Here is a 12200-nt window from a genome sequence, read left to right on the forward strand (position 1 = left end):
GTTTTTTTGCCTTGTTCTGACAAACAGGATGCGAGATTCGCGCCGAATGTCCAGTCTCGCGCTCGTTTCACAAACACAACGGCCGCCCGAAGGCGGCCGTCGATTTCCCAGAATGAAGTGAAACTCAGCGCACGTTGACCGGCCCACGCAGCGAACGCTCCAGCGGCCGACTGGCGCCGTCACTCAAGCTGCCGGCGATGCTGACGGTATAAATGCCGCTGTTCTCGACCGGCAACACCAGCATGCGCTTGTTATTTGCGCCGACCTCCCATTTTCCGGTCACACGCTTGCCGTGGCTGTCGGTCACGGAGATGCTCTGGTCTGCGGCGGCTGCACTGTTAAATGCACCGTTGAACATCAGCACGATGGCACGCTTGTACGCGGCAGACCCCGCATACACCAGGGACAGACGGCTTTCATCGACCGGCTCCCACCATTGGGTCATCTTCTGTGTGCTCGGCGCGGGCTTCGCCGCCGGCTTTGCAGCCGGCTTGCTGGTCACTGCCGGCTTGGGCGTCGGCTCTGCCTTGGCAACCGCCATTGGAGCCGGGGTCGGGGGCGGAGTCGCGGCAACCGTCGGCTCAGGCGTGGGTTCCGGAGTCGGTTCCGGCATGGGCTCTGGGGTCGGTTCCGGAGTCGGTTCCGGCATGGGCTCTGGGGTCGGTTCCGGTGCGGATTCGCTTGCAGTGGCAAGGTCCGAAGTGTCTTCAGCCGCAGCCAGTTCATCAGACGGCGGTTCAACATCTTCCGGTTCGCTGGCCGCGATTTCGGCAGCGCGTGCACTGATGGCTGCTTCCGCAGGAATGGTCTCGCCCGAACTCACCGTGTCATCGACGGCGACCTCCGGCGACGGCGGCGCGAGTGATTTGCCGAAGACTTCTTCAGGCGACAAGGTTTCTGCAACGGCGGCTTTCTCGTGCTGCTGCGGGTACAGGGCTTCAAGCCCGAAATACGTGCCTGCAGCGACGGCCACGGCCACGGCGCTCATGGTCAAGGCTTTTGCGCTCATCGGAAATGCCAACCTCCAGATTGGTTTTTTTGTGACGCCGTTTCTGCGGCGCACGCACCCGTTCGTCTCGAATACCTCAGGACGTCATCTGGCGCGAGCTTGGATTGAAGAACCTTCAGAAACTGCTTCCCCCCGGCGTCCCCGAATCGGGAGCGCGGACCTGCAGACTATCGGATAGACGCCCCTGTGCGTCAATGGCGGCAGCGGCGGGCGGTGGTGCCGCATCTGCGCTGTCGAAGCGCGATGCAGCCTGCGATAATGCTCGGATCAGCAGGCCATAAGCCCGCCGCAAGCCATTTTTCAGTTCTCGAACCTCTTCACTACAACCCGGAGCAGCGATGTCCGATCGCTATCTTGATTTCGCACATTCCTCGTTCGGCAAGACTTTTGCCAGCATGCTGGGACTGCCGACACCGCCGCGCCTGCGCCGACCGGACGCACCGTGGGCCGGCCAGCTACTTGAGGGCAAGTTCGTCCTGATCGGTGGCGATGACGCCGCGGTGCTGTCCGAGCCCTTGCTGACTGCGATCCACGGCATGGGCGCCGGTTTGCGCATTGTCCCCGAACATGTTGGCCTGCCGCCGCTGAAGAAAGCTGCCGCCAAGCTGAAGCTTTCGCTGGCCGGCAATCCCTCCGCTGAGAGCGGTGAGCCGCGCAGCCACGCCCTGGTGTTCGACGCCAGTGGCCTGAACAGCATCGAATCGATTCGCGAGCTGTACGACTTCATGCAGCCGCTGGTGCGCGGCCTGCCTTCGAACGGCCGCGTCCTGGTGGTGTCGCGCGCGCCGGAATCGGCGGACAGCGTGCTGGCGAAGACCATGTCCATGGCAATGCGCGGCTTCGTCCGCTCGCTGGCCAAGGAAATCGGTAAGAACGGCAGCACCGCGAATCTGCTGGAAGTCGAGATCGGCGGCGAAAGCGGACTCGACGCGCCGCTGCGCTTCTTCCTCAGCGAACACTCAGCCTACGTGTCCGGGCAAACCCTGAGCGTGGGCCCGGCGGAAGGCACCAGCCGGATCGCATTGCCGGGCAGCCTGAACGGCAAAGTGGCATTGGTTACCGGCGCCGCGCGCGGCATCGGCGCGTCGATTGCCAGCGTGCTGGCGCGCGAGGGCGCGCAGGTCATCGGCATGGATCACCCGTCGCAGGAAGGCGCGCTGGGCGAAACCATGGCGAGCTTGAATGGTGTCGGCCTGGCGCTGGATGTCACTGCCGCCGACGCTGCCGAGCGCATTGCCGCTGAAGTGGGTCCGCGCTTTGGCGGTCTGGATGTCGTGGTTCATAACGCCGGCGTCACCCGCGACAAGATGCTGCGCAATATGTCTCCGCAGTTCTGGGACATGGTGCTGAACATCAATCTGGGCGCCATTCTGCGCATCAATGAAGGCCTGTTGAAGAAAGGTCTGCAGCAGAACGGCCGGATCGTCTGCATCTCGTCGATCGGTGGCATCGGCGGCAACGCCGGGCAGACCAACTATGCCTCGACCAAGGCGGGCGTGATCGGCTATGCCGACGCCATGGCGCCGTTGATGGCGAAGCGCGGCGGCGCAATCAATGCCGTCGCTCCGGGATTCATCGAGACGCAGATGACTGCCGCGATGCCAATGGCGCCTCGTGAAGTCGGACGCCGCATCAACTCGCTGTCGCAGGGTGGCATGCCGCAGGACATCGCCGAGGCCGTGGCATTTCTGGCCTCTCCGGCGGCGGCCGGCATCAATGGCCGCACCTTGCGCGTCTGCGGTCAGAACTGGTTCGGCGCCTGAGCCGCATCGACGGCACCCTGAAGTCCTGCGCTCAAGCACGGGGACCGGTAAACTCCGGTCCCCGTGTTCGGCTTTGATTCCAGGCCGTCAGACGTCGAGAGAAACTTGTCCAAATCAGTCAATCACTTGGAGCGCATTGCCGAATCTCGGTTGCCGACCGTGTGGGCGGAATTCAGCATCACGGTGTTCAAGGCCGGTGACGGCAAGGAGCATGTCGTGGTCTCGCTGGGGGATCTGAGCGGCGAACCGCCGCTGATCCGCGTTCACTCGGAGTGCCTTACCGGCGACGCCTTGTTCTCCCTGCGCTGCGATTGCGGCGCGCAACTGGAAAGCGCATTGCAGCGCATTGCGGCCGAAGGCCGCGGCGCGGTGTTGTACCTGCGTCAGGAAGGCCGCGGCATTGGCCTCGGCAACAAGATCCGCGCCTATGCCTTGCAGGACCAGGGCGCCGACACCGTCGAGGCCAACCACCAGCTCGGGTTTCCTGCCGATGCACGCGAATACAGCCTGGCGGTAGAGCTGTTGAGTGCACTGGAGCTGCAGCGGATCCGTTTGATGACCAACAATCCGCGCAAGCTGGACGCCCTGCGCGCCGACGGCATCGAAATCGTCGAGCGGGTCGCGCTTGAAAGCGGACGCAATCCGTATAACGAGAAATATCTCGATGCCAAGGCGTCCAAGCTCGGACATTGGCTGACCTTGCCCTGAGCGCACGCGCCCCGATCGCAGCGACCATGGCAAACAAGGCCGATGCAGCGCCCCCCGGACTGCTCAGGGAACTAGGCGCACTGACCGTGTCGACCTACGCGGTGTCGCGCGGCTTTGCGCCACTGCTGCGGCTGCTGGCATCCGATCAGGACGTTACACGGGAAGCGCTCAACCAGGCGATCGACACCGCATTTACGGGGCTCTATAAACATCCGCTGCTGCACCAGACCGAGCGTCTGACCGGGTATCTGCGCGCCCGCAAGCTGATTCCCAATGAACAGTCGACTGAAGAACTGATCCGGTTTGTGGTCGAGCAGGCGGTTGCACGTTCGCCGGTTCAGGTCCCCGAGCAGTTGGTGCAGGAGTTCTGGCAGTTCTTCAATGAACTGTTTTCGTCGCCTGAGATCAAGGGCCTTGGCGAGCTGACTCTGGACATGGTCCGGCTGGTCATCGCGACCTATGAGCCATTGCTGGTCGAGACGATCAATATTCTCAAGGCCGGACGCCGCTTCAATCAGTGGCAGATGCAGGAAATCCTGCGCCGGGCGGCCACAGTGCGTCAGGACATCGTGATCATCCGCCGTCAGATCAAGGCGCTGCGCCACATCAAGCCGTTCTTCCAGGTCGACCCCAAGGACTTCAAGGCGCAGGCGCAGATCGTCGCGGCAATGGTGCGGGAATTTGGCCCGTTCTTCGTCAAGATGGCGCAGGTGGCCGCCGCCAATGCTGACTTCCTGCCCGACGAAATCGCACGCGAGCTGGCGGTGTTTCATGAAGACGTCGAGCCGATGACCGAAGAGGAGGTCGTTCAGGCCTTCATCGAGTGCTATGGCAAGCCACCGCACAAGCTGTATCTGGATTTCGACCCCGCACGCCCGGTGAAATCGGGTTCGGTGGGATCCGTCTACTACGCCAAGAAGCCGTTTATCGAGGACGGGCGTGAAGTGCTGCGCGCCGTCGTGATCAAGGTCGGGCGTCAGAACATCGATCGCGAGTTTGCAATCGGCAAGCTGGTGCTGGGACTGGCGATTATGTCCTCCCAGTACTGGGCACCGCACTCCAAGCTGGCGCCGTTCCTGCGTGCGATGCAGGCGCAGGTCGACGAGTTTGTGGCCGGTTTCGTCGAGGAACTGGACTTCGATGCGGAGGCGGCCAATCACCTGCGTTTCTACCGGCGCAGCCTGAAGTCGCAGATGTGGCGCGTGCCGGAACTCTACGGTCACTCGCGCCGCATCATCGAAATGGAATATCTGGCGGATGCCACCAGCCTGACCCGCGGCCTGCGGCGAATGCCGCGCTCGGAGCGGCGGCGGTTCCAGCGCCAGGTTTCGGAACGGCTGCTGTACACCTTGCTGTATCACGTGTTCGTCCATCACGAGATGCATGGCGATCTGCATCCCGGCAATGTGATGGTTGGCTCCGATGGCACCTTGCACCTGATTGACTGGGGCAACGTCGTCGGACTCGACGGCAAGTGGAACCTGATCTGGGACTATCTGGCGGCCGCAATCACCGCAGATACCGCCCAGCTGTCCGATGCGCTGCTGCGCATGAGTACCGAGCCGGACGCCGGCCCGGCGCGGCAGGCCGAAATCAAGGCGCTGCTCGACGAAACCCTGAACAAGAAGGGCATTACGCCGCTGACGCGGATGGGATTCGCCTTTGAGCTGCGCCGTGGCGGATTTGAAGGTCTGCATCGCCGCGGTCAGAGCGTGCTGCATCTGATGTCGAACACACAGCAGGCCGGTCTGGTGCTGCGGCGCGACTACCTGCATCTGTCGCGCGCGCTGTTCGCGGCCGCTGGCAGCTTCGGATCACTGTACGAAAATGATCCTCGCAGCCGCCTGCTGCTGGACCTGCTGCGCGGCGTGGTGCGACTGCCGGCGACGCTGGCCCAGGACAAACTGTTTGAAGAGGTCGACGGACTGCGGAGCCGTCTGGCCCGAAGCCTGCCGATTCCACGGCTGCTGCGCGAACGCATCGCGCCACCGCGCGCCCAGTTGGAGCATTGAGACAGATGTACGCGCTAGCACGCAACCTGCTGTTTCGCCTCGACGCGGAACATGCGCATGAATTGACCCTCGGGCTGTTCAAGCGCCTGCCGCATCTGAGCACAGCGCCGTTTCGCAGCACCGTTCCACCTGATCCGGTATGCCTGTTTGGCGTCGAATTTCCCAACCGCATCGGGCTGGCGGCGGGGCTCGACAAGAACGGCGAATGCCTGCAGGCCTGGCAGGCGCTGGGATTCGGTTTCGTCGAAGTCGGCACGGTCACGCCACGGCCACAGCCCGGCAATCCGAAGCCACGAATGTTCCGGATACCGTCGCAGCAGGCGATCATCAATCGCCTGGGATTCAACAACAAAGGCGTCGACCATCTGCTGCAGCAAGTCGAAAAATCCGGCTATCGCGGTGTACTGGGCATCAATATCGGCAAGAACTTCGACACTCCGATCGACCGCGCACCAGACGACTACCTGCAATGCCTGCGCAAAGTGTATGCGCGCGCATCCTATGTGACGGTCAATGTTTCCTCCCCGAATACGCGCAATCTGCGCGATTTGCAGGATGAGGGGAGGTTGCGAGAGCTTCTCGGTGCGCTGGATGCCGAACGTCGCGAACTTGCCCAGCGTTACGGCAAGCACACGCCGATGCTGCTGAAAATTGCCCCGGATGTGTCAGACGCACAGCTCGATGGCATCGCCCAGGCCGTGTGTGACGCCCACATCGAGGGCCTGATTGCGACCAATACGACGATCAGTCGCCCCGGACTGGAGGAGGAGCCGCTGGCACAGGAAACCGGGGGGCTGTCTGGCGCGCCGCTGCGTGCACTGGCTGACGCCACGTTGGCGGGTTTGCGCCAGCGCATGGGCTCAGGCTACCCGCTGATCGGCGTCGGCGGTATCGTCAGCGGCGACGATGCACGCGCCAAGCGCGCAGCAGGTGCAGACCTGCTGCAGATCTATACCGGATTCATCTATCGCGGTCCGGCATTGATCGCCGAAATCGGGCGAGCAATCGGCTGATAGGAAAATACAACCTACTGCGGTTGATGCTGTAACAGTGAATCCAGTACAGTCGGCCGCGACATAACACCTTAAGTCTGTCTTGGGGGACACGACACATGCGCATGAAGCTGATTTCGGCGATGGCTATCGCCACGGTATGGGCCGGCAGTGCCCAAGCGGTTTCCACCGACGACAATGCATATCCGTACGTCGGTGCAAGCTATATCTATGAGATTCCCGACAGCTCGCGCGATTCGGACAGCGGCAATGGCTTCGGCCTGAATGTCGGCTGGCCGTTGGCGGCCTACGGTTATCAGAACCTTGCCGCGGAACTGACGTTCCACACCCTGAGCCGTCAGCGCGACATCGACGGCAAGGACGACTACCAGTCAGGCCTGATGCTGGATTTGGTCTATGACCTCGGTAACTACGGCTGGGGTACGGGCAATGATGTCAGTGGCCAGTTCAAGCCGTTTGTGCTGGCCGGTCTCGGTGCAGTGCAGGACGACGTTCGCGGCAACAAGAGCGAATTCTTCGGCGCCAATGTGGGCGTCGGCGCGCTGATTCCGCTGCCTTGGTACAACCTTGCAGCGCGCCTTGAAGGCCGCGTGCTCGGACAGATGAATGACGAGTCGGTGCCGGGTGAGGATTACCTGGTCGACTATCGCGTCAGCCTCGGACTGCAGCTGCCGTTGACGATGCTGTTCAAGCCGTCGTCGCCGGTCGTCGAGTCGTCGCAGACCTGCGAACTGGCTGTGGTGGATCCAGTCACTGGCCGCAGTGATTGCGGCACCGATACCGACCGCGATGGCGTACTCGATGGCCTTGACCAGTGCCCGGCAACGCCGGAAGGCACGGCGGTTGATGGCCGTGGCTGCCCGGTCGACATGGGCACCGACGCTGACGGTGACGGCGTGCCGAACGAGATCGACCAGTGCCCGGATACCCAGATCGGAACCCAGGTTGACGCCGTGGGTTGCGTGATCACGCAGAGCTTGGTGCTGCGTGGCGTCAACTTCGAGAACGATTCCGCGGTGCTGACTCAGGAAGCGACAGGCATTCTGGATGACGCCGCTGCCTCGCTGCGCAACCAGATGAACGTGCGCGTCGCCATCGGCGGGCATACCGACAACGTCGGCAACGACACCTACAATCAGGCGTTGTCCGAGCAGCGCGCCGAGTCAGTGAAGCAGTATCTGATTTCGCACGGTGTAGATGGGTCGCGCATCGAAGCGACCGGCTACGGTGAAACCCAGCCAGTGGCGTCGAACGACACCCCGGAAGGCCGCGCTGAAAATCGTCGCGTCGAGTTCAATCTGATCGTCGACTGACGCATCAGCTCGCCGTTCACAACCGCGGTCATCGTATGATGGCCGCGGTTTTGTTTTTGGATCTGCATCTTGATTCGCGCACGCACGTTACCCGCTGCTACTGCTTCTGCTTCTGCCGAAGTCGAGTCTCCCTGCATCAGCGTCTGTGCGCTGGACGATGCGGGGATCTGCAGCGGTTGTGGGCGCACGATTGACGAAATCACCCAATGGTCGCAAGCGCAGGCGGCGCGTCGATTGGAAATCCGTATCCTTGCAGAGCGACGCCTGCGCCACATTACTTCATCGAATCAACCGGACCGTGCATGAACCCCCCGGCATCTGCAGACGATTTTGGTTACTTTTTCGACATCGCAACGCGGTGGTCCGATCTTGACTCGCTTGGCCACGTCAACAACGCGAGGTTCTTTACCTTCGATGAATCGGCACGGCTGGATTACTTCGGCGAGCTGATGCACGGTGATCCGGAATTCTGGCAGTCCAAGGGCTTCATCCTGGCGCATATCGGCTGCGATTTCATCGCGCAGCTGCATCATCCGGCGCGGTTGCGTATCGGCTTTCGCATCAGCCGTCTCGGGCGCAGCAGCATGGACACGCAGTCCGCGATGTTCGATGGAGAACGTCTGGTCGCCGTCACGCGGGGCGTACTGGTCTGGTTCAACTACCGCGAGCAGAAGACCGCACCGATCCCCGATGATGTGCGCGCACTGATTCGCGCCCGCGAAAAGATCCCGCCAGACGAGGGCTGAGTTCTGTCGCGGCACGCTACCAGCAGTTTGACGATGTCGCTGTCTGAGCGCCGAGATGATCCAGGGTAAAGCTGGCGCACTGGGTGTCGTTGGCCTGCGCGCCCTGTGCTGTCGCGGTCAGTGAGAAAGTCGTTGCGGCGCGAGTCACCGCAACGCTGTAGTACCCATGATCACTGTCGTACGGTGAAGTGATGCTGCAGTTCGCGCTGCTGTAGCTGCCGAACTGCGTCAGGCAGCGCTCCAGCGTCTGCGCCATCGATGTCAGCGCGGTCTTGGCATCCGCGCGGCGTGTCTTGCGGACGCTGTTCTGGTAGCTCGGCAGTGCAATGGCCGCCAGAATCGCGACAATCACCACGACGACCATCAGCTCGATCAGCGTGAAGCCGCTTGCTCGAGATCGCATGCCGCCGCGTGTAGCGGTGATCACTGCACCTGCCTCCACGATAGGCGTCCACCGGCATCGACCCCAGCCGGAGGCTCGTAAGTCACATCGATGCCCCCGGTGGTTCCGCTGGCAAGTTTGACTTCGAAGGCCCCCGCCGAAATGATCGCCGGTGTCTTGATGATGCCTTCTTTGGAGCGGCGGCCACTGACCGGAATCGCCACACCGTCGACCGTGATGTAGTCACTCTCGTTGAAGGCGGTGTCGTGGTTGACATCGAACGGCGTGGTGCTCAGACGCGAACCCGTCACTGCATCCAGCTCCATGAGATAGCTGTCCCCCCCAAATCCGCAGGCATCGGTATTTGGAATCAGCGTCGTGAAAATGACCGATCCCCCGCGCAGAATCGGAGTACTGACCTGGCGCTCACCGCTGGCCGGAAGATCCAGGTACCAACCCTGCGCGCCTGCCGTCAGAGCGTTGTTGCTGGTCGCTCGAACACGCTCACTGACCCCATCCACTGTAACGTTCTGCTCTGCAATGACGGTTTGCTGCAGCAAGTCGTCGCGATCGCCTGGCGGTGAACTTCCGTTGTCCGTGTCGTAGATCGCGTAGAAGCTGTTGGTGTTGCCTCCGGCAACATTGTCCAGCGCAGCAAAGTAACGTCCGGTACCGAAGTAGACAATGTATCCACCCGTCGGATTGATCCCAACTTCAGGGCGCGCAGTAATCGACTGCATATTTGCGGCGGTGCACGTCACCGCTGAGCAGGCGCGGTAAAGCGGGTCGGGTGACGCCGTTGTGCCGTAAGCAAAGCCCCAATTGCTGGAGCTGGCATCACGCACATCGATCTTCCAGAGATTGCCCTGAAGGTCGCCGGCATAGATCAGGTCAGTGATGCGATCGCCATCGACATCCACAGGCACCGGTGACGACATGCCGTTGTTGCCGGCAACATGCGTATCGAACTTTCTGATGATGCTGCCATCCTCCAGATCCAGCACATACAGCACAGCCTTTTCGTTGGTGCTGTTGTAGCCGTTGGCGACGATGGCAACCCACTTGCCGTTGTGCATGCGCGCGATTGTCGGCTGCGGATAGGAATAGCCCATATCGGCATCGTCGGCGCTGGAGAATTCCCACAGCACGTCGCTGGTGCTGAAACTGTCGGGATCGCCCACATCGAGGGCGAAGACTGACTTGCCGCCACCGCCCAGCCCTCCCACCAACACACTGGTCCACTGGTTGCCCAGATAGGCGTCGACCACCTTCGCCGGGCCATCGACAAGATAGTGATGCGAACTGTTGTAGTTCTGACCCGTCAGCTGGCTGAGCCGTGGAAAGACTGCATTCGGAACATAGGCCATCAGCTCCACGCCATCGCTGGCGCGAAAGCCATGCAACATGCCATCGTTTGCACCGACGTACACCACAGAAGGACGGGCCTGGTAAGCATTGCTGCTGAGGAAGCTTGTGTACGCCGTTCCTTCGGTTCCAGGCAGGGCGGAAAATCCGTAATCGACCGGGCCGACGTAGGCTGGATCTGAATTGACAATGTCTCCGAGTACGGAGTTGCCTCGCACACGGAACTGGCCGGCGCTGCTGCCTTCGTTGCTGCGGCTTCCACGAAGATAGTCCACGCGAGAGGAGCCCGCTCCATCTGCGGTGCCATTGCTGTCGGTATTGAGGTAGGTCTTCTGACTGCTGTTCAGCTGGTTCCACTGAAACGTCTTGCCGCGATTATTGACATTGGCGGTCGGATCGTACGTAAAGATCTCGCGACTGCTGTACGCCGGGATGTGTTGGGCCGCGTCCCACACAACCTGTCCGATCGTGCCATCCAGATTGACCCGGAGTGCTAGCAGCTGTCCGCTCCAGTCGGCGGTAATGAAGCGCGCCTGATAAATCGCGGTGTCAACCGTCAAGCGGGTCGAATTGGTCGCAACCGAGGCAGCGGCGCTCGTGCGCGATGCGATTTCGGTCAGCGCGCTTTGCATGGCGTTTTGCAGCTGCGCCGTATTGGTAGCCGTATACGACTTGCCATGACCATACGCGGCGGCATCAATCAGCATCTGGTTGTTGATCGCAAAGCCAATCGCATAGGTTTCCAGACGCTGGAACTTGAAGCTCGGATCATTGAAGCTGACACCGGTCGCGTCAGTGCCGGTCTTGACCATATCGGTGTCGTAGGCGAATTTGGCCAAATCGTCCAAATACAGGGTGTATCCCTCGTCCGACAGACTGCTTCCGTTCTGGCCGTGGAATCCATCGGAGTACTGTGGGAAAAACGGGAAATCGCCGGAAGTCGTGGTCGGTGCGCGGTTGTCCCAGTTCGGCAGACTGTGTGCGGCATCGGCCGCATCGTCCGGGTCGTTATTCGGGAACTGGTTGTCCCAGGTCGGAAATCCGTCGGTCACGACAAGAACGAAGTTCTTCTGACAGCGATACTGAATCGGGCTGGTATAGGTGCCGTTGTTGAAGTAGGAACTCAATCCGCGGAAATAGCGCGTGATCTCGTAATAGGTCTCAGCCAGTGGCGTGTTGGTGTCGGGCTGGATCCCCGCGATGTCGCCGATCATATCGGCGGTACTGCTACCACAGCTGCGAAGCACCGTTCCGCCCGGAGCGCCATCGCCACCGATCAGATTTCCTCTGCGATCAAATTGCCAGGTCGGATCGTTGAACCGGCTCAAACCCCAGCGCAGAGAACTATTGTCCGTGACCAGAGTGGTCGCCACTGAACGCGCAGACTCGATGCGCGTTTCCTGTGGAATCGTTCCCGCAACGGTGAGATTGGTATTGTTGTTGTAGGTCTCGAACAGGTAGTTCAGATAATTTCCGTAGTACCGCGTGTCATTGCCCAGCGGCGCCGGCAGCTTTAGACATTTTCGCGTAGAGCTGAAATGTGACTCCTTGCGCCCCTGGGTCCAACCATAGCTGCAGTTGCCGCGCGCAAAGTTTTGCGGAGTGATGCTGGTGCTATCGGAGGACCAGCACGCACTGCTGCCGTTTCCACAACTCTGACTCCAGTCAGGGTAGGTCGTGGCCGGATCGTAGCCATCGTCCCAGATCATGTTGCGCATGCTGCCGGAGTTGTCGAACAGCAGCATGATGTTCGGCGTCACGCCGGTTGACAGGAACAGGGGCTGCTCCGAAAGGGTAAGGGCCGCATACGCGGGGCCGACCAGCGAAAGCATGCCGGCACCGAGTATCTGCTGGATCAGGCGAAGCGAACATCTATGCATGTCAGTACG

10 protein-coding genes are annotated in these 12200 nt (G+C 61.2%); 7 read left to right on the forward strand and 3 right to left on the reverse strand.

What is annotated here, in order from left to right; translation table 11 throughout:
* Positions 1–124: 124 nt before the first annotated feature.
* On the reverse strand, positions 125–1009 hold the full coding sequence (locus E4T66_RS21540) for a hypothetical protein (protein WP_136848622.1): 885 nt from the start codon (positions 1007–1009) through the stop codon (positions 125–127).
* A gap of 338 nt (positions 1010–1347) precedes the next feature.
* Here E4T66_RS21540 and E4T66_RS08755 point away from each other — a divergent pair, with 338 nt between their 5' ends.
* The 7 genes from E4T66_RS08755 to E4T66_RS08785 all read left to right on the forward strand — a co-directional run bounded on the left by E4T66_RS08755 (position 1348) and on the right by E4T66_RS08785 (position 8564).
* On the forward strand, positions 1348–2772 hold the full coding sequence (locus E4T66_RS08755; protein WP_136848623.1) for a 3-oxoacyl-ACP reductase: 1425 nt from the start codon (positions 1348–1350) through the stop codon (positions 2770–2772).
* Positions 2773–2877: 105 nt separating this feature from the next.
* The gene (gene ribA, locus E4T66_RS08760; RefSeq protein WP_248679554.1) at positions 2878–3480 is read left to right on the forward strand and encodes a GTP cyclohydrolase II; all 603 of its coding nucleotides are present in this window, start codon (positions 2878–2880) and stop codon (positions 3478–3480) included.
* A gap of 26 nt (positions 3481–3506) precedes the next feature.
* Positions 3507–5492 (forward strand): AarF/UbiB family protein, encoded by a 1986-nt coding sequence (locus tag E4T66_RS08765; RefSeq protein WP_136848624.1) that lies wholly within the window; start codon positions 3507–3509, stop codon positions 5490–5492.
* Between the two features lie 5 nt (positions 5493–5497).
* Positions 5498–6505 (forward strand): quinone-dependent dihydroorotate dehydrogenase, encoded by a 1008-nt coding sequence (locus tag E4T66_RS08770; protein ID WP_136848625.1) that lies wholly within the window; start codon positions 5498–5500, stop codon positions 6503–6505.
* A gap of 104 nt (positions 6506–6609) precedes the next feature.
* Complete coding sequence (locus tag E4T66_RS21545) at positions 6610–7818, forward strand: OmpA family protein (RefSeq protein ID WP_211242825.1); 1209 nt, start codon at positions 6610–6612, stop codon at positions 7816–7818.
* A 72-nt stretch (positions 7819–7890) separates the two neighbouring features.
* The gene (locus E4T66_RS08780; protein WP_136848705.1) at positions 7891–8124 is read left to right on the forward strand and encodes a DUF1289 domain-containing protein; all 234 of its coding nucleotides are present in this window, start codon (positions 7891–7893) and stop codon (positions 8122–8124) included.
* On the forward strand, positions 8121–8564 hold the full coding sequence (locus tag E4T66_RS08785) for an acyl-CoA thioesterase (RefSeq protein WP_169577552.1): 444 nt from the start codon (positions 8121–8123) through the stop codon (positions 8562–8564). The genes E4T66_RS08780 and E4T66_RS08785 overlap by 4 nt, the downstream gene beginning before the upstream one ends.
* Positions 8565–8580: 16 nt before the next feature.
* Here the strand turns inward: E4T66_RS08785 and E4T66_RS21695 are convergent, their stop codons facing one another.
* Entirely contained in the window at positions 8581–8967 is a 387-nt protein-coding gene (locus tag E4T66_RS21695) for a type IV pilin protein (RefSeq protein WP_136848627.1), read from the reverse strand.
* 20 nt (positions 8968–8987) lie between these two features.
* Positions 8988–12191, reverse strand: coding sequence for a pilus assembly protein (locus E4T66_RS08795; RefSeq protein ID WP_136848628.1), 3204 nt, complete (start codon positions 12189–12191; stop codon positions 8988–8990).
* Positions 12192–12200 lie beyond the last annotated feature (9 nt).

This window comes from Sinimarinibacterium arenosum, from assembly GCF_005047655.1.
In the GTDB taxonomy this organism is placed as follows: Bacteria; Pseudomonadota; Gammaproteobacteria; order Nevskiales; family Nevskiaceae; genus Solimonas.